17 protein-coding genes are annotated in these 21,924 nt (G+C 58.4%); 11 read left to right on the plus strand and 6 right to left on the minus strand.

The window, feature by feature from the left end; genetic code table 11:
- Positions 1–353: 353 nt before the first annotated feature.
- From DXD77_RS06950 to DXD77_RS06975, 6 genes are all read left to right on the plus strand, one after another.
- Positions 354–803 (plus strand): MarR family winged helix-turn-helix transcriptional regulator, encoded by a 450-nt coding sequence (locus DXD77_RS06950; protein ID WP_117648283.1) that lies wholly within the window; start codon positions 354–356, stop codon positions 801–803.
- Positions 800–3,166, plus strand: a complete 2,367-nt coding sequence (locus DXD77_RS06955) for an ABC transporter ATP-binding protein (RefSeq protein WP_117648284.1) — start codon at positions 800–802, stop codon at positions 3,164–3,166. Before DXD77_RS06950 ends, DXD77_RS06955 begins: the two co-directional genes overlap by 4 nt.
- Complete coding sequence (locus DXD77_RS06960; RefSeq protein WP_117648285.1) at positions 3,166–5,022, plus strand: ABC transporter ATP-binding protein; 1,857 nt, start codon at positions 3,166–3,168, stop codon at positions 5,020–5,022. The genes DXD77_RS06955 and DXD77_RS06960 overlap by 1 nt, the downstream gene beginning before the upstream one ends.
- A gap of 569 nt (positions 5,023–5,591) precedes the next feature.
- Positions 5,592–6,623: a 3-deoxy-7-phosphoheptulonate synthase gene (locus DXD77_RS06965; RefSeq protein WP_117648286.1), complete on the plus strand. Its 1,032-nt coding sequence runs from the start codon at positions 5,592–5,594 to the stop codon at positions 6,621–6,623.
- 476 nt (positions 6,624–7,099) lie between these two features.
- Positions 7,100–7,750 (plus strand): GNAT family N-acetyltransferase, encoded by a 651-nt coding sequence (locus DXD77_RS06970; protein WP_117648287.1) that lies wholly within the window; start codon positions 7,100–7,102, stop codon positions 7,748–7,750.
- A 138-nt stretch (positions 7,751–7,888) separates the two neighbouring features.
- Positions 7,889–8,068 (plus strand): hypothetical protein, encoded by a 180-nt coding sequence (locus DXD77_RS06975; RefSeq protein WP_117648288.1) that lies wholly within the window; start codon positions 7,889–7,891, stop codon positions 8,066–8,068.
- A 35-nt stretch (positions 8,069–8,103) separates the two neighbouring features.
- Here DXD77_RS06975 and DXD77_RS06980 read toward each other — a convergent pair whose 3' ends face one another.
- Positions 8,104–9,513, minus strand: a complete 1,410-nt coding sequence (locus tag DXD77_RS06980) for an APC family permease (RefSeq protein WP_117648289.1) — start codon at positions 9,511–9,513, stop codon at positions 8,104–8,106.
- Between DXD77_RS06980 and DXD77_RS10285 the strand changes: the two genes are divergently transcribed.
- The gene (locus DXD77_RS10285) at positions 9,512–9,781 is read left to right on the plus strand and encodes a hypothetical protein (RefSeq protein WP_147325424.1); all 270 of its coding nucleotides are present in this window, start codon (positions 9,512–9,514) and stop codon (positions 9,779–9,781) included. The two genes, DXD77_RS06980 and DXD77_RS10285, sit on opposite strands and share 2 nt — an antisense overlap.
- A 277-nt stretch (positions 9,782–10,058) precedes the next feature.
- Here DXD77_RS10285 and DXD77_RS06990 read toward each other — a convergent pair whose 3' ends face one another.
- The 3 genes from DXD77_RS06990 to ptcA all read right to left on the minus strand — a co-directional run bounded on the left by DXD77_RS06990 (position 10,059) and on the right by ptcA (position 14,278).
- On the minus strand, positions 10,059–11,264 hold the full coding sequence (locus DXD77_RS06990) for an agmatine deiminase family protein (protein ID WP_022094159.1): 1,206 nt from the start codon (positions 11,262–11,264) through the stop codon (positions 10,059–10,061).
- A gap of 368 nt (positions 11,265–11,632) precedes the next feature.
- The gene (locus DXD77_RS06995) at positions 11,633–13,072 is read right to left on the minus strand and encodes an APC family permease (protein ID WP_022093785.1); all 1,440 of its coding nucleotides are present in this window, start codon (positions 13,070–13,072) and stop codon (positions 11,633–11,635) included.
- A gap of 132 nt (positions 13,073–13,204) precedes the next feature.
- Positions 13,205–14,278, minus strand: coding sequence for a putrescine carbamoyltransferase (ptcA, locus tag DXD77_RS07000; protein ID WP_117648291.1), 1,074 nt, complete (start codon positions 14,276–14,278; stop codon positions 13,205–13,207).
- Positions 14,279–14,607: 329 nt separating this feature from the next.
- Between ptcA and DXD77_RS07005 the strand changes: the two genes are divergently transcribed.
- Positions 14,608–15,573 (plus strand): response regulator transcription factor, encoded by a 966-nt coding sequence (locus tag DXD77_RS07005; RefSeq protein WP_117646252.1) that lies wholly within the window; start codon positions 14,608–14,610, stop codon positions 15,571–15,573.
- A gap of 329 nt (positions 15,574–15,902) precedes the next feature.
- On the opposite strand, the gene DXD77_RS07010 is transcribed toward DXD77_RS07005, so the two are convergent.
- Together DXD77_RS07010 and DXD77_RS07015 are read right to left on the minus strand one after the other, a co-directional pair.
- Positions 15,903–18,140 (minus strand): ABC transporter permease, encoded by a 2,238-nt coding sequence (locus DXD77_RS07010; protein ID WP_117648292.1) that lies wholly within the window; start codon positions 18,138–18,140, stop codon positions 15,903–15,905.
- Positions 18,130–18,915, minus strand: coding sequence for an ABC transporter ATP-binding protein (locus DXD77_RS07015; protein WP_117648293.1), 786 nt, complete (start codon positions 18,913–18,915; stop codon positions 18,130–18,132). The genes DXD77_RS07010 and DXD77_RS07015 overlap by 11 nt, the downstream gene beginning before the upstream one ends.
- 144 nt (positions 18,916–19,059) lie before the next feature.
- Here DXD77_RS07015 and vsr point away from each other — a divergent pair, with 144 nt between their 5' ends.
- The 3 genes from vsr to DXD77_RS07035 all read left to right on the plus strand — a co-directional run bounded on the left by vsr (position 19,060) and on the right by DXD77_RS07035 (position 21,895).
- A complete protein-coding gene (gene vsr, locus DXD77_RS10575; protein ID WP_233506765.1) occupies positions 19,060–20,046 on the plus strand; it encodes a DNA mismatch endonuclease Vsr in 987 nt (328 codons plus the stop codon).
- 497 nt (positions 20,047–20,543) lie between these two features.
- Positions 20,544–21,473, plus strand: a complete 930-nt coding sequence (locus DXD77_RS07030) for an AraC family transcriptional regulator (RefSeq protein WP_158549109.1) — start codon at positions 20,544–20,546, stop codon at positions 21,471–21,473.
- Positions 21,474–21,529: 56 nt separating this feature from the next.
- Positions 21,530–21,895 carry an HAD hydrolase-like protein gene (locus DXD77_RS07035; RefSeq protein WP_117648295.1) on the plus strand — a complete coding sequence of 122 codons (366 nt, stop codon included), beginning with the start codon at positions 21,530–21,532 and terminating at the stop codon, positions 21,893–21,895.
- Positions 21,896–21,924 lie beyond the last annotated feature (29 nt).

Raw genomic sequence — 21,924 nt, forward strand, 5'->3', positions numbered from 1 at the left:
CCCTTCATCAGGGCTGTTATATGTTTCTTTTTTTATACCATTAGGGTGTTTTTAGCAAATCCGCAGGAAATGCGAGCGCGAACAACTACCGTTCACCGATTTGTTTGATATTTCCCCTTGCCTTTATACGTCCATCACTCTAGCTGTTATGCCAGCTTTAGCAGGATAAAGTGCCTCTGAGTAGGCTTTAGGACATGCCTAGAGATCTACTCCCTAACTTCGCTGATACCGACGGTGTACGGAGGTCGCCTAAAGGTAGTTTTCTAGGCATGTCCCAAAAATCTACCGTATAGGGTGCGCGTGCAGGGGTATCATCTTCCACCGAAAATAGTTTCTAGTGTTAGGGGTTTTCGGTGGAAGATACCGATTTCCATGAGCTTGGACGTCAGCTCTTAACTGAGTTTGGCAGCATGCATCATCGCATTTCACGCTCTGCGGACAAAGCTCTCGGCGGCGAGATGGCTGTCATGCGCGCCCTCATGCTCGCTGGCGGTTCGCTCACGCCGAGCGAACTCGCAAATCGCGCCTGGGTCTCGAGTGCCCGCATCGCCAATATCTTACGCACTCTCGAAGCCAAGGGCTGGGTCGAGCGCGAGCACTCAAAGACCGACCGTCGTCGTGTACACGTCACGATGACCGACAAGGGATTCCAGAATCTCGAAATCAAACGTCGGGAATTCGAGGAGCGCACCGCGGCCTTCCTCGAGCAGCTCGGCGAAACAGATACCCAAGAGATGGTGCGCCTTCTAAGGCGTCTCAACGAAATTATCGACCGCAATCAAGAAAGGAGAGATGCCGAGTGAGGATTCTCAAGCTCTTTAAAAAGCATGTCCTGGCACTGTTCACAGCTATCGTACTTATCGTAATCAGCTGCAACGCCGATCTGGCACTGCCTACCTACATGAGCGACATCGTCGACGTGGGCGTACAGCAAGGCGGCATCGCCTCGCCCGTGCCCGACACCATTCGTGCCGAATCGCTCGACGACCTCGAACTCTTTATGAGCGCCAAGGACGCCAAGACAGTAGAAGCTGCGTTTGGCAAGGCAGACAAAAACGGCATTCGCACGTACAGGGGAACCGAGGATGAGCGCGCCGACGGCGGCAAGATTGCCGATATCATGAGCCTGCCCGAGACCGTCGTCCTTTCGCTCAACCAAGGCATCGACGCCAGCTCCATGGGCGACATGATGGGCGCGTCCAGCGAGAAAGGCAACAGCGACGCCCAAGCCATGCCCACGCCCGAGCAAATGGCAGCGATGACGCCCGACCAGCTCGCCGAGATGCAGCAAAAGGCCGCAGCGGCGCAGAATATGCAAAAGCAGATTGATGCCGACGGCGGCAAGATCACCATGAAGAGCCTGCGTCTAGGCGTTGAAGGCGGCCTAATCGACCAGGGCAAGCTCGTCGAGGGCGCCAACGGTATGGCGGACAAAATGGGCTCCATGTCGGGCTCCATCGTGACCCAACGCGCCGTGAGCTACGTGCAGGACGAGTACAAGGCACAGGGTATCGACCCCGCCGACGTGCAGAACGCCTACCTGGGCCGCATGGCGACCACGATGTTTGGCCTGTGCCTGGTGTCGCTTGTCGCCACCATCCTGACCGGCGCCGTGGCTTCGCGCACCGCCTGCTCCATCGCCCGCGACCTGCGCCGCGAGACCTTCAACAAGGTTATGCACTTCTCGCCGGCCGAGGTGGGCAAGTTTAGCCAGGCTTCGCTCATCACCCGCTGCACCAACGACATTCAGCAGATCCAGATGGCCGCAACCCTGTTTATCCGCATGTGCCTGATGGCCCCCGTCATGGGCGTCGTCGCTGTCATGCGTGTCCTGGCCAACCACACCGGTCTGGAGTGGACCATCGCCGTGGCCATCATCGCGGTCTCGGCCGTCGTCGGCGTGCTTATGGGCCTCACCATGCCCAAGTTCAAAAAGATGCAGAGCTTTGTGGACCGCGTGAACCTTACCGCCCGCGAGCTGCTCGACGGCCTTATGCCCATCCGCTCGTTCAACCGCGAGGAGCATGAGCTCGAGCGCTTTGACAAGGCTTCGCTCGACCTTATGACCACGCAGCTCTACACCAACCGAGCCATGAGCTTTATGATGCCGCTCATGATGCTCGTTATGAACTGCATCACCGTGCTTATCGTCTGGTTTGGCGCGCAGGGCGTGTCTGACGGCGTGATGCAGGTCGGCAACATGATGGCGTTTATCTCCTACACTATGCAGATCGTCATGGCGTTTATGATCCTCACCATGGTGTCGGTCATCCTGCCCCGCGCCGAAGTCGCAGCCGAGCGCGTGGAAGAGATCATCACCTGTCCCACGAGCATCAACGACCCCGTCTCGCCCAAACTGCCCGCGGCCAACGCGCCGCGCGGTGAGCTCGCCTTCCACGACGTGAGCTTCCAGTATCCCGATGCCCGCGCCGATGTCATCAGCGGTGTGAACTTCACCACGCACGCCGGCCAGATGCTCGGCATCATCGGCTCCACGGGTTCGGGCAAGTCCACGCTTGTGCAGCTCATCCCGCGCCTGTACGACGTCACCGGCGGCAGCATTTCGCTCGACGGCATCGACGTGCGCGATATGACCCTTTCCGAGCTTCGCCGCCGCATTGGTTACATCCCGCAGCAGGGTCGCCTGTTCTCGGGCACCGTCGAGAGCAACCTCAAGTTTGCCGGCGACATGGTGGGCGATGACGACATGCACCAGGCCGCACGCATCGCCCAGGCCGAGGACTTTATCGCCGAGCGCGAGGGCGGCTACGACTCCCCCATCAGCCAGGGCGGCTCCAACGTCTCGGGCGGCCAGCGCCAGCGTTTGGCCATCGCCCGCGCGTTGGCCAAAAAGCCCGAGGTCGTGGTGTTCGATGACTCGTTTAGCGCCCTCGACTACAAGACCGACGCGCGCCTGCGCGAGGAGCTTGCCAAAAACGTTACCGACGCCGCGCTCGTGGTCGTGGCCCAGCGCATCGCGACCATCATGCACGCCGATCAGATCATCGTGCTCGACGACGGCCACGTAGTGGGCACCGGCACGCACGAGGAACTGCTGCACAACTGCCCGGCATACCTGGAGATCGCACAGTCGCAGCTTTCCGCCGAGGAGTTGGGGCTTACCCAAGAAGAGATTGAAGCCGTCATGGAAGGAGGCGAGCGCTAATGGCAGACGAGACCAAGACTCAGATTCCCAAGCCCACCCGCCGGCGCGGTCCCATGGGCCGCATGGGTGGTATGGGCCGCGGCGAAAAGGCCAAGGACTTTAAGGGCACCATGAGGCAGCTGCTCGGCTATATCGGCCAGCACAAGATTGCCGTGTTTGCCGCCGTCGCCTTTGCCGTATGCTCGGTCATCTTTAACATTGTGGGGCCCAAGGTGCTCGGCCAGGTTACGACCAAGCTGTTCGAGGGCCTGGTTGCCAAGGTCAACGGTACCGGCGATGTCGACTTTGCCTGGATCGCCAAGACGCTCGGCTTTTTGCTCTGCCTGTATCTGGCAAGCTCTGTCTGCGGCCTCATCCAGGGCTGGCTCATGACCGGCGTCACGCAAAAGATTTGCTACCGCATGCGCAAGGAGATCGCCGCCAAGATCGCCGTCGTGCCGATGAGCTACTTCAACGGCCACAGCAAGGGCGACGTGCTCAGCCGCATCACCAACGATGTCGACACGCTGGGTCAGTCACTCAACCAGAGCGTGACACAACTCATCACATCGGTGACGCAGATTATCGGCGTGCTCGTCATGATGCTGTCGATCAGTCTGCCGCTCACCGGCGTCACCGTGCTCACACTGCCGGCCGCCGCGATTATCCTGACCGTGATGATTCACTTCTCGCAGCCGTACTTCCGCGAGCAGCAGCAAGTCCTGGGCACCGTCAACGGCATTATCGAGGAGGACTTTGCCGGCCAGAACGTTATTCAGGTGTTCGACCGCGCCGAGGCCTCAATCGAGGAGTTCGACCGTCAAAACGACCGCCTCTTTATTAGCGGCTGGCGCTCGCAGTTCCTGTCGGGCCTGATGATGCCGCTTATGAGTCTGGTGGGCAACATGGGCTACGTGGGCGTCGTCGTGGTAGGCGCGCAGCTCGCGCTGACCGGCAATGCCACGCCCGGCGACATCCAGAGCTTTATCCAGTACGTTCGCAACTTTACGCAGCCGGTGCAGCAGCTGGGCAACGTGAGCAACACGATGCAGTCGATGGCCGCCGCCACCGAGCGCGTGTTTGAGTTCCTGGCCGCGCCCGAGGAGGAGCAGAAGGCCGACGCGCAGATTCCCGAGAAGCGCCCCGGCCACGTGGAGTTCGACCATGTCAAGTTTGGCTACACGCCCGACAAGACCATCATCCACGACTTTAGCTGCGAGGCGCAGCCCGGCCAAACCATTGCCATCGTCGGCCCCACCGGCGCCGGCAAGACCACGCTCATTAAGCTGCTGCAGCGCTTTTACGACGTGGACGGCGGTTCGCTGCGCGTCGAAGGCGTCGACGTGCGCGACTGGGACCGCGCGGCGCTGCGCGGCGAGTTTGCCATGGTGCTGCAGGACACCTGGCTGTTTAACGGCACCATCCGCGAGAACATCCGCTACGGACGCCCCGATGCGACCGACGCCGAGGTCGAGGCCGCCGCACGCGCCGCACGCTGCGACCACTTTATCCATACGCTCGCCGGTGGCTACGACTTTATGATCAACGAGGAGGGCACTAACCTGTCGCAGGGTCAGCGCCAGCTCGTGACCATCGCCCGCGCCATTTTAGCCGACCGTCCGGCGCTGATTTTGGACGAGGCGACCTCCAACGTCGATACCCGCACCGAGGAGCTCATCCAGCGCGCCATGGATGCGCTGATGCAGGGCCGCACGAGCTTTGTCATCGCGCATCGCCTGTCCACGATCCGCAACGCCGACGTGATCTTGGTGATTCGCGACGGCGACATCGTCGAGAAGGGCACGCACGACGAGCTGCTCGCCCAAGGCGGCTTCTACGCCGACCTGTACAACTCGCAGTTCGACGAAGCGGCGTAAATTCTGCCGCAGGGAACGAATAACGCCCGAGAACGGGGACGCAGGACAATCTGCGTCCCCGTTTTTGTTTTGCAGCCCTCGAACCGCCTCCCCTGGGACCTGATTGACGCCCTCCCTCAAGGCCCCGTGGACAAAAAATGGCAAATATGAGTACTGTCACCTTTTTAGTAACAGCCAAAACTGCCCCAAACGACCTCATTGCGGCCTAGATATGCCTTCAAATTGATCAAAATGCCCGGTAGCATACTTCTGTGTGCCAACGTTAATGAACATATTTACTGTTGTGTCTATTATCTTGTAAGATCGATATGATACTACGCTAGCAACAGTACTCATATTTGCCATTTTTTGTCCACAGGGTATGCCGCAGAAGATCCAACTTGCTCCAGCGTGCCGTACGTTGGCCCTCCCCTTCCGGCGAGCGCCGACATTTCCCCAGATAAAACCGACCAAAATAAACCTGTCCCTTTTCGGCAGGTTTCACTTGCACTTTAGCGTGCGACAGCGGATAATGCCGAGCATTCGAGAATTCGCCAATTGTTGCCGTTAATTGATAAAGGAGGCCCCATATGGCCATGGAATTCAAGCGCAGGCTGCCGATCCCCATGGAGATCCGCGAGGAAATGCCGCTTTCCGCCGAGCTTACCGCCAAAAAGCAGGCATTTGACGCCGAGGTCGCCAAGGTCTTTACCGGCGAGGACGCACGCAAGGTGCTCATCATCGGCCCGTGCTCTGCCGACCGCGAGGACTCGGTACTTGAGTACATGAACCGACTGGCCAAGACCGCCGAGGAGGTCAAGGACAAGCTCATCATCATTCCGCGCGTCTACACCAATAAGCCGCGTACCAAGGGCACCGGTTACAAGGGCCTGCTGCACAACCCCAACCCCGAGGCTCCCGACGACCTGCTCGAGGGCGTCAAGGCCATCCGCCATATGCACCTGCGCGTTATTGAGGAAACGGGCTTCTTCACCGCCGACGAGATGCTCTATCCGTCCAACTACCAGTACCTCGTTGACCTGCTGAGCTATGTTGCCGTGGGCGCACGCTCCGTCGAGAACCAGGAGCATCGCCTGGTGTCGAGCGGCATTTCGGTACCCGTCGGCATGAAAAATCCCACTGCCGGCTCTACCACCGTTATGCTCAACTCCATTTACGCCGCGCAGGCGCACCAGAGCTTCATCTTCCGTAACTGGGAAGTTGAGTGCGACGGCAACCCGCTTGCGCACGCCGTTATGCGCGGCTACATCGGTCTCGATGGGCGCACCTACCCCAACTACCACTACGAGCACCTGGAACGCCTGGCCGAGCGCTATACCGAGCGTACCGGCTATGCCAATCCGGCGGCGGTCATTGACTGCAACCACGATAACTCGGGTAAGCGTCCGCTGGAGCAGTATCGCATTTGCAAGGAGGTGCTCGACAGCTGCCGCCGCAACGAATCCATCTCCAAGCTGGTCAAGGGCTTTATGATCGAGTCCTACCTGGAGGACGGCAACCAGCCGGTCGACGGCGGCGTCTTTGGCAAGTCGATTACCGACCCGTGCCTAGGCTGGGAAAAGACCGACTACCTCATCCACGAGATCGCGGAGCGGGTTTAGTTACGCGGGCCGCATTTGGACAATCTGACGTTCAACTTCAAGGGCGCGACCAGAAGGTCAGCGCCCTTTCGTTTCACGTCACCTTGTCTCAAATGCGGCCCGCTCGCTGTCCGTCCTCTACCTGCGGCGTTGTCTTGCTCCGGATGCGGCAGTTAGGGACGTTCCTTTTCTGCCGGCAGTCTGGGATGTTCCTTGGGGTAGTCATTGGGGACGTTCTTTAATGACTGGTCGTTTAAGAACGTCCCCAACGACTACCCAGAATGAGAGTGGATAATCTCCCGTTTTTGGCCTATACCAGCGCTAAAAGTGGGAGATTATCCACTCTCATCGAGCAAGTGTCCGAAATTCCGCCCTCATTCCTTCTTAGGACCCTCCGTCCCCGAGGATTCGAGGCTCGTCTGCCGAATGGTTGATGCGGCAACGATGTCGCCATGTCACACTCATAGGTGGCCTGACCCAACCTGGAAGGAGCCTCCATGAGCCTTGACAACGTAACCCTGCGCGCCGCCACGCTCGATGACCTGGCCGGCATCGCCGCCATCTACAACCAGCTGTGGTGCAACACGCTGCGCAACCGCGGCGACGTCGAAGCTGCCGATTTCTGCGCGCGCTTTAACATCGCCATGCAGCTGCAGCGCTCCCCCATCGCACTCGTCGCCGAGACCGAGGGCCGCATTATCGCCGCCTGCTGCATCGGCATCTTCGAGGACGGCAAGCCGCGCACCAATCCCACGTGGGAGCCCTGCTATAACGAGATGTTTGCCCAGGCAACCGAGATGGCAAAGACCGCCGATGCCAAGCTCGAGGGCTCGCTCTTTGGAGACAGCCGCGAAAAGGCCACAGCGGATCGCTTTGCCGCCACAGGCAACGAATATGCCCAGGGTCAACTCAACTTGATTATCATTATGCCTGAATGGCAGGGCAAGGGACTCGGCCGCAAGCTCATCGACCTTGCGCGCGCCGAACTCGCCAAAGCCGGGTGCACCAAATTCTTCCTGATGAGCGACTGCAACTCCGACTGGCAGTTCTACGAGCACCTCAACATGAAACGCATCCTCGAGGACCACAGCCAGGACACCGGCGACGGCTTCATCGTCTACATGTACGGCGGCAACACCCAGGACTAACCCGCCAATATGGACCAGAACCACCACAAAGGTGCCTGTCCCCTTTGTGGTGGTTTGGAGCTCGATGCGGCGGAATGCTAGACTTGCGACGTATCAATTTGGGCCAAAACACAGGGCATACGCAGGGAAGGAGATGCCGTGGCGTCGCTTGCACCGTTCAAAACGTTCATTGCGCCCGCCACCAAAATCGTCGCCCGACTGCGAGGCTCGCTCACCTACAACAACGTGCCCTGCACCGCTCAAACACGCCCCTACCTGGGCCACGTCCCCTACTTTGCACCCAAGCTCGTTTCCGATCCCGAGCAGCGTGAGCAGTAATCCAAGATGCATCTAGCACCGCACAACTCGCGGCGCTACTGTTTTGGTGCAAAGCGACCTGTCCCCCTTGCGCCAACGCCGGGATTGTCGATGCTGCGACCGCGGCGCGATATGAGGCGCGAAACCTCGCCCAGCAACACGCCGATCACCACACCCATGAGGATCGGCAACTTTGACATCTCGGCGGGCGAGCTGTTAAGCGGCACGATTGTCGCAACAATCGAAAGCACGAACTCCACCACGGGAATCGCAAGCGCCACCGCGAGCACCTTGCCCTCGAAAGGCGCACGGAACACACGCGAGCGATTATCGTGCTTGCGCAGACGCCAAAACGCTGGGAACATGGGGATATAGCTCATGAGCAGAAAGACGACGTTCATCGAGAAGAAGACCCAAAAGACGTCGGAACCCTCACCCAGCGGAATCTGGAGCAGCAGCACCAGACTGGCAAAACAGCCGTTAATGAGCGCCGAGCCGTTGGGCATGCCGGTCTTTTTGGACACCAACGCAAAGGGACGCGGCATGTTGCCATGGCGCGCGGCATAGCTCGCTACGTTGTTGACGCCAAAGCTCCAGCAGATCATATTGGCGAACAGCGTCACCAAAAAGGCCACGCCCACGACCATCGTCAGCGGGTGGGTGCGCCCCACCATAGCGGCGGCTGCGTCCACAATGCCCGAATCGAGTGAAAGATGCTCGGTGGGAACCGCGGCTCCAATGCCAATGCCACAGATGATGTAGATCGCCGCAATGGCCACGCCACCGGCAATAACCGCCTTGGGGATATCACGCGACGGGTTCTTCATCGTGCTGGCAAAGGTCGCGACCACCTCAAAGCCCATAAAGTTGAACAGGATAATCGATAGGTACGTCAACGAATTGGTGTCGCCCAGATCTGGAATGAAGGTCTTAAACGACATGTCGTTGGCAAAGCCGTTGTTGCAGGCAAACCAGATGCCGATGATTCCCACCACGGCGGTAATGAGCACCTTGATGACGGCGCCGCCATCCATGACCCAATCGGCCTCGGCCACCGGCTGCATTGCCATGACCGTGACGCCCCACACAAAGGTAAGCTCGATGGCAATTCGGACCCCAAGCGAAAATTCGATGCCCCATACCGCATTGATGACACTGGGGAACATGCAGGCGATACTTGCCACCCACAGTGGAAAGTTGACCCAATAGCACCAGGAGCAGCGTGCACCCCAACGGTCTCCCAAGCCCAGGCGAACCCAGTCGTACAGGCCGCCCTCGGAATCGAACGCCGTACCGAGCTCGGCCACCACCAGGCCATAGGGAAGCAAAAACGTAATGATAAGGAAGATCCACCAGAAGAACTGCACGTTACCCATGGCAGATGCCGGAGCAGCCGCCTCGATGGTAAAGACAACGCAGATAACCGAGAGGATGACCTCGAACAGGGAGAACTTTTTACCTGCCATGGCACGCTTCCCCTACAGCAAAAAGGATGGCATCTGTACCGAAGGCGCAGCCCAAGGTAGGGTTGCAGGCCGCGTCACCGGTGCAGGTGCCATCCCAAAGAGAAGAGAGGATGCAATTGTTGGACCAACGCTCGCGGAACAGGCGCGTGTAGATAACGATACGCTGGTACATAGATACTCCGATCAAAACGGCCGCGATTGCGACCGGAATCTTTTGGCAATTGAAGACGCGTCTGACCTGGGATATTCAAGCGAACAATTGGCCTAACCCGCAATAAATCCCAGATCAGACGCGTACTCAATCAAAGAGGCGGGCACTCCGAAGTGGAGGCAACGGAGTGCCCAAAGAAAAACCCAGCCGACCAAGACATCGAATAAACCGACCATCAATGCCCCGAGATGGTCACGGTGCGATTCACCGACTGTCCGATTGATCGGCTGGGTTTCTGAGGTGCGGCAGATTCCCGTGAAAGAGGAGCGCCGCGTACTTTGGTACGCAAGCGACGAATAAACGGGAAGGTGCCGTGCCTCGGGAAGACAGACAATTACGCGGACGGCTCCTGCTGAGTAATGCAGTGGATGTTGCCGCCACCGAAGACGACCTGCTCGGACTGAACGCCGACGCACTTGTAGACACCCTCGCCCCAGACCTCGTCGTAGATCTTCTGGAGCGTGTCGACGGCCAGCTGGTCGTTCTCGTCGCCGTACTGCGGGACGATAACGCCGTGGTTGGTCACGAGGTAGTTCATGTAGGAGGCGATCAGCGGCTCGTCGGGGACGCGCGGCTCGGCGTTCTCGTCGGCGTCGATGGTGTCGCAGGAAGCCTGGTCCATGAACAGCGGGTTCACGGGCATGCAGAGCTTGTAGACCTTCATCTTGCGGCCCTTGGCGTCGACGGCGTTGGAGAGGGTCTCGTAGGCAGCGTGGCACTGCTCGTAGAACGGATACTCGGGATCGTCGGTCCAAATGCAGGCCATGACGCCCGGCGCGATGAACGTGGCGACGTCGTCGATGTGGCCGTTGGTCTCCTCGGGGTCGATGCCCTCCTTGACCCAGATGACCTTCTCGACACCCAGGTAATCCTTGAGGTGCTCGTCCATGTAGGCGCGAAGCTCCTCGCTCCAGGGCTCAAACTTCTTGCGGTACTTGGGCCAGATGGACTCGGGATCCTCTTCCTCCTCCAGAACCGCAGAGCAGGTGCGGCCCGGGGAAAGCAGGCACTGGTCGGTCACGACAAGGGTGCCCTCGCCGTCGACGGTGATGGAGCCGCCCTCGAGGATCATGTCGTCGGGACGATAGCGGCGGCAGCCGGAGAGCTCAGCCATCTTGAGGGCGATCTGCTCGTCCTTGTCCCACGGGAAGTACAGGCCGTCGACGAGGCCGCCGTAGGCGTTGAAGTGCCAGTGGTTGGCGCGCTTCTCGCCCTTGCCGTTGATGACGTAGGTGGCGGCAGTGTCGCGGAACCAGGCGTCGTCGGTGGTCATCTCGATGACGGTGACGTTCTCGTCGTTCTCGAAGACGGCCTTGCAGTTGGCGTAGTCGACCTGGTTGGCGCACATATAGACCGGGGTGAACTCGGAGATGGCGCGGGCGATGGCGGCATACTGCTTCTGGGCCGGCTTGGCGCCGTGGGCCCAGGTGTCGGTGCGGTGGGGCCAGCCCATCCACACGCGATCCTGCGGGGCGAACTCGGCGGGCATGAAGAAGCCGTCGGCCTTGGGGGTGGACTCGGACTCGGTGATCGTACGCATAAGATTTCCTCCAAATCGAACGATCGCTTGCTGCGGGCGGGTTACCCGCAGCCTAAAACCAAGAGATGGTAGGCGCCCGTTCCCCGGCAAAGGTCGGGGCGCCCGGTGCCGGTTTTCACGGAATCGCACCGGCAAGCGACGACGTAACCAAGTGCGTGGAGACAAAACGCACGAAGGATACGGAAGAGAGATTGGGGTGGGCGGTGGTTACCGGAGCTATCGCTCACACCCACCCCGGGGGAATGGTTAGCAAACCTGTCGCTTGGACACGCCTCCGAAGAGGCTAGAGTGCCCGGAGTCGGGAGCGACAAGCCCGACGAAGCGCGCGTTGGTACACGAGGAGGGTTGGAGCCCCAGAACCGGGTGCTCTAGTTCTCCTCGGCCTCGGCGGCCTCCTCAGCGAGACGCTGGGCTGCGAGCTCAGGGGTCAGACCCTTGTACTCGGTCTCGCGGCCCTTAGCGCTGACGACGCGGACGACCTCGCCGATGAGCACGAGCACGATGAAGATAACGATCATCGGGACCTTGTCGCCAATTTCAGCAGCGGAGAACGGGATCAGCGTGGCAACGATGGCAAGAACCAGCTCGATGCAGGGGATGGCCAGCATGACCTTCATCATGGCGCCCTTAAACGGGAACGTGAAGATGCGCTCACGGTTGGGGTCGTTCTTACGAAGGTTGAGGAACGCCGGGAACATCGGGATGTAGGTCAACAGCAGGAAGACGACAGAGGTGCCAAAGAGCATCCAGAAGACACCGTTGGAGATGGCGTCGATGGGAACGAGCTGCAGGCACAGCACCAGGGAGGCAACGACAGCGTTGACCAGGTTGGCGCCGTTGGGCATGTCGTCATCCGAGATCATCGAGGCGAAGACCTTGGGCATGTTGCCGTGCTCGGCAGCGTAGCGAGCAACGGAGTTAACGCCGAAGGACCAAGCGGCCATGTTGGCGAACAGGGTGATCAGGAAGGCGATGCAGATGACCTTAAAGATCATGGAGTCGCCCACCATGGTCTGGACTGCGACGATCATGCCGTAGTCGGGATCGATGGAGTCGGCCGGCACGGCGGCGCCGATGCCAAAGCCAGCGAACAGGTAGATCACGGCGATGGACAGGCCACCGACGATGATGGCCTTGGGGATATCGCGAGCGGGATCGGCCATGTCGTCGGTCATGGTGCAGATGACCTCGAAGCCCATGAAGTTAAAGATGATGATCGACAGGTAACCGAGAGCGTTGGTGTTGGTGAGCTCGGGCAGGAAGGTGGCAGCGGACATGTCGTTCGCAAAACCGTTCTCCATGGCATACCAAATGCCCAAAGCGCCAACGATAACGGCGACGGCGACCTTGATGATGGCGCCACCGTTAAGGACCCACTCGGAGTCGGCCGCCTTGGAGCGGCCCATGAGATAGACGATCCACACAAAGGCAAGATCGATACCCATCTTGGCGATCAAGTTGAACTCGACGCCAAAGACCATGCCCAAAATGTCGGGGAACATGGTAGCCAGCGAGGCGATCCACAGCGGGTAGTTGACCCAGTAGTAGTACGAGATGCGGGCGCCCCATTTGTCGCCCAGGCCATCGCGTACCCAGTCGTAAATGCCGCCCTCGCCGTCATAGGTGGTACCGAGCTCGGCAACAACCATGCCGTAGGGAAGCAGGAAGGTCAGGATCAGGAAGATCCACCAGAAGAACTGCTGGTTGCCAATGGCAGCAGCAGGAGCGGCGGCCTCGCAAACGAAGACGACGCAGATGATGGTCGAAATGACCGTCAAAAAGGAAAGCTTTTTCTTTCCGTCGCTCATGATGAGCTCCTTCGCTCAGTCTTGGACAGATCCGAGGCCCAAGGTACTAAGGCAATTGCCTGAGCCTCGGTGAGCGGGCGACAGGAGACGAGCATCCGCCGCCCGCAAACGTGCGTTTAGCAGGCTTAAGGCTTAGAGCTGCTCGAGAGCCTCGAGAGCGGCGTGAAGCTCGGCCTTGGCGGAGTACTCGACACCCTCGTCGTTGAGCGGGGCGCGCTTGCCCAGGGCAGCGAGGAGAGCACGGATGGAGTGCTTGCGGTTCTCGGCCTCGACCCAGCACAGGGAGCGCTCGGGATCGTCCATAACCTCGTCGACGACTTCCTCGTTGCGAGTGGCCGGCAGGCAGTGCATGAACTTGGAGTTGGGGCCGGCGAAGTTCATCATGTCCATGGTGACCTGATACTTGGGGTAGAACACGTCCATGTAGTTCTCGCCCGAGACCTCCTCGTCGTACAGGCCATACCACACGTCGGTGTAGATGAAGTCGGCGCCCTTGATGCACTCGATGTCGTCGGAGATGACGACGGAGCCGCCGGAGACCTTGCAGTTCTCCTCGGCGATGGCCATCATCTGCTTGCCGAACTCGGCGCGCTCCTCAACGGTGCCAACGTGCAGGCCGCCGTCGGGGATCTGGTGGCCCCTGGGTCCAAACTGGACAAACTTCATGCCGACCTTGGAGGCGATGAACATGAGGGAGACGCAGACCTGGGTGGCGTCGCCGATGAAGGCCAGGGTGCAGTCCTCGATCTTCTTGCCCTCGGGGAGGTTCTCGAGCATGGTCATGAGGTCGCCCATCTCCTGCGTGGGATGGTTGAACTCGGACATGCCATTGATGACGGGCACGGCGGAACCCTTGGCGAGGCCGACGACGTCCTTGTGACGGTCAACGCGAGCCATCATGATGTCGAGCAGGTCGCCCATGACGCGAGCGGTGTCGCCCAGGGACTCGTGGCCACCGAGCTGAATGGTGCCAGGGCCATAGAACTGAGCGTGGCCGCCGAGGTCGCACATGGCGGTCTCGAAGGAAAGACGGGTGCGGGTGGAAACCTGCTGGAAGATCATGCCAAGGCTCTGGTTGCGGAGCAGGTGCGGATAATAGCCGTCAACCTTGATGGCCTTCTTCATTGCCAGGCCAAGATCCTCGATAGCCAGGATCTGCTCTTTTGTGAAGTCGTTGGTGTCGATGAAATCCTTAGGCAGCGCCATGTCGATTCCTTTCCGCCGGTCGTGCCGACTATTGCTATGAGGCGCTCGAACATCACGCCTCGTGTTGACAAGACCATCATTCACCCGTATGCAATTTTTACCTAGTTTATTCGGGATTAAAGACCGTTCACGGAGTTACATCCCCTCTAAACCAATATAAACCCGCAGGTAGCCAGCTTGCAGGGGGTTTACTATCTAGAACCGCGAACGGTATACGGCTATGCTGTATCTCGGCGCCTAATCCGCAATGGAACGAAGGGTTGAGACGTCTATATCCCACAAGGTATACAGAGCTCGGCCATAGATTAAATGAGATGGGACGGTGACAGATGAACACCCTGATGTTCTTCTATACCCTAGCAATACTCGTGATCTGTATTGTGACGGCAGTGCTTTCGCTTGCCGCCTATGCCTCGTCTCGTCGACGCTTCTTTGTCTATGGCAGCGGCGTATTTATCTGCTATGCCATCGAGATGACCGAGATTTTCTTTTTTGAATACACGCTGCAAAACCAGAGTTTTCCGGCCAACGACTATTACTCCATTACCATGCCTGTGTTGCGGACCCTTGTGGCGACCGCTTCGCAGGCTTTTATTTGGCTGATTGCCATGGACTTGCTCGACAAACATTCTAAAAAGCAGTTCGCTATCCCCGTCTTAACGTTTTTGCTGTGCGAGTCGCTGATTATCGTCGCTGTCCCCTACGGCCCCATTCATCAATGGCTCTACTACACGATGCGTCAGGTATTCCTTGTTTTCGTGGGGCTATATATCTTTTGGACGGCACGCAAGAGCACACAAGTCGAGCTGAAGGCACGTGTCAACAACCAACAAAAGCACCTGATTATCGGCGCTATTCTGGTCGGTTGCATCGTTGCCGAGGATTTCTACAACATTCTGATTGTCCCCATGAGTCTGGCGCCCTCTTGGCTGCAACTATATCTGTCCGAGCGCAACTTTAGCGAAAACGTCTTTGCCTGCTACTTTGCGATTCTGCTGATCATCTACTCCTACCACGTGCTTTCAATCCGCATGCAGGAGGCGCCCGAGGAAAAGAACGTCAGCGATCTTGATCGACACATCGAAGAGCAGATGCCCTTCTATCGCAACGCCTACAAGCTCTCCAACCGCGAGACCGAAGTCATGCGTCTGGTTGTGTTGGGCAAATCGAACCAAGAGATCGCTGACGAGCTCTTCCTTGCCGTGGGTACCGTCAAGACCCACATCCACAACATCCTGGTCAAAACCGAACAGCAAAACCGCACGACGCTCATCCTCCACTTTTGGAAGCGATAACCTGCCAAAAAGGGACAGGTTTATTTTGGCAGGTTTTATCTGGGTAAACGCAAAAAACCGCCGCGAGGGAGCTACTTTCCCTCGCGGCGGTTTTCTAGCAGTAAAACCAAGTGAGTAGGCTTTTGGCGGGATGCCGAGCACGCCCCAAAACACCACCGCCCTGACCTGCGGTTTTGTTGAGCGTTTGTCGCAATGTGCTCGGCAGATCCAAAAAAGTCTACTCACTTATTTTTGAGATGCATCAGGCGGGCAAAAAACCGCCGCGAAGGGGGCCCGGCTCCCTTCGCGGCGTTTGTTCGCTGTGGTTATGCGACGGTTTTGCCCGCTTGCTACTCGCTGTAGCGGGTGGCTATGGCAGCTCGCACCATGCCGGTGCTCATGAGGTAGGTCACCAGGAAGTAGCCACCATAGGCTGCCAAGAAAATCGCACAGGTAAGACCCACGGTGCCGCCGATGCTCATGTTGCCAAACGTGCTCACCAGCTCGATGATCACCTTGAGCGCCACAAAGGAGTGCGCCAGACCCACTGCCAGCGGGAACAGGAAGAACACCGCTTGCTGCGCCATCACCGAATGGCGAATCTGGCGGTCGTCACAGCCGATCTGCGCCAGCACGCGATAGCTGCGGCTTCCGTCGGCCACATTGGAGAGCTGCTGGATCGACAGAATTGCCGCGCATGCAACGACCAGTACAAAGCCGATGTAGATAGCCAGATAGCTAATCATGCCGTTCATCTGCGCTGCCTGCGTATATAGCTCGGAGCGTGTCATGAAGACTCCCCACGACCCCGGCTCCTTGCCGTCAACGAGCAGATTGTCGAGCATGGTGTATTTAATGAGCTCATCGGCCTCGGTAACATCCATCCCCTGCTTGTAATTAACGAGCAGATTACTGGAATACGGCTGCAGGTTAAGCTGGGACAGCAGCTCGTCGGCTACGACCACGGTACCGGGATTGCTGCCGAGTGCCGAGTTGGCGATGGCAGCCGTGTCCTCGTCCGACTTATCGGTTGCGGGCTTGAGCGTATGTCCGCCCAAGGTGAGGGTATGGCCCCCAGCCATGTACTTGGTGTACAGGTCGCCCAACTCGCCGCCCATATCGCACGTAAGCAAGTACTGGTCGCGGCCAATGCTCACCGGCTCCTCGCCCATCATCTGGCGCAGTTTGTTGTACTGGCTCGCCGGCGTCACAAACAGGCCCATATCATCGGCATTGCTACCCTCGAGCGCCTTGGGGAGCTTTTCGCCCATGGCCTTGCACATCTCGCCCGCCGTCACCGAAGGATCCGAGCCGCCAAGCGTATAGCTCAGATACGAATCAATCTGCACATGCTCGCCGGCAACGTCGGCGATATTGACCTTCTTTCCGGCCTCGTTGCCATTATCTGCCGACTTGCCCTTGATACTTTCCGCAACGTTATCGGAATCGATACGGTCACCGTGCCATGCAGAGTACAAATCGACCGTTGCGTCTGCCAGCACCATGCGATCGGCCTCGGAAGGATTGACATACTCCTTGTAGTAGTCGAGCCTATCGGGCATGTAATAGATATACGTCTGCGTCATATCCGCCGGCGTATAGCGCTCGAGGTTTTCGTTCATCACGTTGGCGATCGACATACCGCAGGTCACCGAGGTAATGCCCAGAAACAGGATCATCGCGATAACGCCCATCGAAAAGCACACCGTGTTGACCTTGGCCGCAAGCTGGCGCACGGTAAACATGTTGAGGCCGCGCCAATACACGCTGCGCAGGCTCTGCAGCAGCTTGATAAGCATGCCCGAAAGGCCCCAGAACAGGGCAAAGGTACCCACCGTAACCATGGCCGTGGTGATACCAAACTGGTTCATGGCCTCCTGCAGCTTACCCTCCGTCGCGGTGAGCGGGAACCCATCGCGCAACAGGCGGTAATAGGCCACGCCCACCAGCACCACGCCCACGACAAAGATGGCGATCGCAATCCAGGGGTTGCGCGTCTTGATGCTCTCGTTGCGCCGCTCGGCGCCCATAAGCTCGATGAGCTTGGTACGGCGCACGGCGCGAAGGTTCAGCAGTAGCGTAAGCACAAACATCACGAGCATGCAGGCAAGGGTCAGGTTGAACGCATGCACCGAGAAAAAGAAGTGGAAATTAGCGATCTGTGTCTTAAAGAGCGAGGCCGTAAAGAATGTCATGAGCTGGGAGAGCCCCACGCCCAGCACAATGCCGGCGACAAAGGCGCCGACCGAAACGATCACGGTCTCGAGCGCCATGATCGTGGCGACGCGCCCGCGGCGCATGCCGAGCACCTGGTACAGGCCGAACTCCTTTTTGCGGCGCTTCATGATGAAGTTGTTGGCATACACCATCAAAAAGGCCATGACGCCGGCCAAAAAGTACGTCAGGTAACCGAGCATGCTGCCCATGAGCTCGGACAGTCCCTCCTCCTTGATGCCGGCAATGTCGACCTGCATCGAGACGGTATTGAAGGCATAGAAGACCGTGACACCCAGGGTGAGCGTCAGCAAGTAGACGAGGTAGTCGCGGCCGGCGCGGCGGACGTTGCCCCAAGCGAGTTTACAGAGCATCGGAGCCTTCACCGCCCATCATGGCAACGACCTCCATAATGCGGTCGAAGAACTCTCGGCGGTCGGTGTCGCCGCGGCGCAGCTCGGTGAAGATCTTGCCGTCGCGAATAAACAGCACACGGCTCGTGTAGCTGGCGGCAAAACTGTCGTGCGTAACCATGAGCACGGTGGCGCGCAGGCGGCGGTTAAGGGCCTCCAGGCTCTCGAGCAGCAGGCGAGCGCTCTTGGAATCGAGGGCGCCGGTGGGCTCGTCGGCCATGATCATGGTGGGGTCGGTGACGAGCGCGCGAGCCGCGGCAACGCGCTGCTGCTGGCCGCCCGACATTTGGTAGGGATACTTGTCGAGCACCTGACTGATAGACAGGCGCGCGGCCACATCCTGCACGCGGGTCGAGATCTCTGCCGAGTTTGTGCGGGCGATGGTGAGCGGCAGGGCGATGTTCTCGCGCGCCGTGAGCGTATCGAGCAAGTTGGAGTCCTGGAAGATAAAGCCCAGCTCCTCGCGGCGGAACTGCGAAAGCTTGGCCTGCTTCATGCGCGTCACGTCCTGGCCGTTGATGCGGATGGTGCCACTCGTGGCGCTATCGATGGTCGACACGCAGTTGAGCAGCGTCGACTTGCCCGAGCCCGAGGCGCCCATGATGCCAACAAATTCGCCGCGGTTGACGGTGAAGCTGACGTCGTTGAGCGCGCGGATCACGTTGCCCAACGCGCCGTATACCTTTTCGAGATGCGCGACCTCCAGTACCGGGGTCGCCATGTGCGTGGTTTGCATACCGAGTCCTTTCTTGCAATTAGTCTACGGCATCTATAGTCGCAAGAAGCCGAGTCGGCTACCATCGATATGGCTTACGCTTGCCTTACCGTTGCGTAAGGTAAGCGTAGTCTGCCATGTGTTGATGTTGAGAGAGGGCTCCTGTTGAAGACTGTTCATGTTGCCGCTGGGATCATTCGCAAGGAAGGATCTGACGAGCTGCTTGCCGTGCAGCGCGGCTACGGCAACATGCAGGGACTATGGGAGTTCCCGGGCGGCAAACTTCTGCGCGGCGAGACACCCGAAGACGCCGTGCGCCGCGAGCTTATGGAAGAGCTACAGGTAAAAGTCACCAACCTGCGTGATTTCTACACCGTTGAGTATGACTACCCCGATTTTCATCTCTCCATGGAGTGTTACTACTGCTCGCTCGCCGATGAATCCGATGAGCCCCAGAAACACGACCGCCAGCTTGATATCCGCTGGATTCCACGCACCTCGCTTGCCACGGTGGAATGGATGCCCGCCGACAAGGGGCTCATTGATGCTCTGATTGAGTTAAAGGAAGATCGGCTTGAGGCAAGCTCCGCCGATGACGCCGCGCCCAACACAACCGACAAACCCGCCACCAAACCCAAGCGCGCACCTAAACGCCGCAGCAAAAAGCGTCCCAAGCCCGGTCTGCTCGACGGCATCGATACCTCGGACCTCTCCGCTGACGAGCGCGAACTGGTCCGCCGTCGCGCCGCCATCAAAAAGTCCATGAAGGGCAACAAGCGCGCCAACACCAAGCCCGAGCTGCTCGTACGTCAGCGCCTACGGGCCGAGGGCCTTACGGGCTATCGTTTGGAATGGAAGGTACCCGGCAAGCCCGACATCGCCTTCCCCGGCCGCAAGATCGCCATCTTCGTCAACGGTTGCTTTTGGCACCGCTGCCCCAAGTGCAACCCAAGCCAGCCCAAGCGCAACGTTGAGTTTTGGGAGGCAAAGTTCCGTCGCAACGTCGAGCGCGACCGTGCTGCTGTGGCAGCGCTCACTCAAATGGGCTGGACGCCCATAACCATCTGGGAATGCGAACTCAAAAAAGACCGCATCGACGCCACGATGGAAAAGGTCATCGAGCAGGTGCGCGCCACAGAGCCGCAGCGCTAACAGCGAGCATTCACACGCTACGCACGTCCGCGCCACATCCACGTCACAAACCTTAGAAAGCCCTTAAGCTCAAAACCTTTCAAGAGTGTTACTCGATACCTCTGACCTGCAGTTTCATCGTAACACCAAACCAGGTTAAGCCTTTCTTTAGCGCTTCTTTGCGGCAGCCGCGGCATAATGTAGCCAGCGCACGGGACCTAGCAGCAAACCCCGAGCGCATCCTTTTGGTGGATATCGAGGAGGCCGCAAAAGCATGCATTCTTCCAATGACGCAGCACAGCAGCCATCCCTAAAACATGCAAACCTTTTCTCCTTCCCCCCGACACAGAGAAACGGCCTCCTCGACTCCCCCACCACAAAAACCAAGCGCTCAGCCGATCAGAGCCTCAACTTACGAGCATCCTTCGAAAAGCTCCAAGCATCCCTAGACAAGGCGTTCCCCGAACAGGCAAGAGCAATCTAAGCCCATTGCGCTTTATACTGATGCCATGCGAAACATGGATCACATAGAATTGCACCGCGGAGGACGCGAGGAAGCGTTTCCCGAGACCGCCGAAGACTGGCCCTATATTGCCGAACGCGCAGAATTCGCTCGCTATCCGGGCAATTCCGTCCCCTGGCACTGGCATTCCGAAGTTGAGCTTTTCTACATGGAGCAGGGAGCGATTGACTATCGAACGCACGCGGCTCATGAGCACGTACGCTTTGAGGAAGGGTCCGCCGGCTTTATCAACGGCGGCGTTTTGCACAGCACGCTGCAATCACCCAATTCGGCGCCAGCCATTCAAATGCTGCATATCTTTCAGCCGTCGATGCTCGGCGATCCCGCGGGACGTCTCCAAAAGCGCTACATCAACCCATTGCTTCAATGTCGAGGCGTCGATGTGCTCAAATGGTCGCCCACCAATCCCGACGATATGCCCTTTATCGATTTGCTGAAGAGCTCCTTTAGCCACGACCTTCAACGGCCGCAGAACGAGATGGCGCTTCGAAATAGTTTGTCAGAGCTCTGGATTCAGATTAACGCCAAGACCGAACCGCTCTTTTCTTCCGACGGCGCCTCTTGGATGACCAGCCGCGACGTACAGTTCAAGGCAATCCTGGACTTTATCCGCGCAAACTATGCAGCCGCTATAGATGTGCCCCAGATGGCATCTGCAGCCGGCGTAAGCGAAAGAGAGTGTTACCGCATTATCGAAACTTGTGCAGGAACGACCCCGGCGGCATATCTACGCGCATACCGCATAAACCGTGCTTGCGAACTTTTGGCACACACCACGCGAACGGTACAGACAGTCGCGTGCCAATGCGGATTTATAACAGCAAGCCATCTTGGCCAGGTATTTAAAGAACAAATGGGGTGCACTCCTTCGAGCTATCGAGCAGCGAGGCAGAATCTCGATAGCACCAGGCAGAAATCCCGCTAGCCCTTCTTCTGTCACTGCATCAAACTTGCAGGCAAACAACAGAGAGGAGCAATCATATGAAGCACTTTGACCATATCGTATTTGACGTTGATGGGACATTGGCAGATACAGAAGAAAGCGTTCTGTCATCGCTTGTCCAGATTGTCCAAGAAGAGACCAGCAAAACGCTTCCCCGACACGAGCTTGACTTTGCCCTCGGCATACCCGGCAAGGATGCCCTTGAGAAACTTGGGATCTACTCGCAGGCAACGTTGGATCGCTGGTGCCAAGTTGCCGCCAGCTTTAAAAGCACCATCAGCGTGTTTCCAGGTTTGCTTGAAGTCATCGCAACGCTCGCCGATAGCGGCTGCAAACTTGGCATCGTCTCCTCACGTGCGCGCGACGAATACGCAAAAGAAATGGCTCTGTTAGACCAAGGTTGACATAAAAACGATGTCACCGCGAGGCGGTA

Source organism: Collinsella sp. TM09-10AT, from assembly GCF_003436275.1.
Taxonomy (GTDB): domain Bacteria; phylum Actinomycetota; class Coriobacteriia; order Coriobacteriales; family Coriobacteriaceae; genus Collinsella.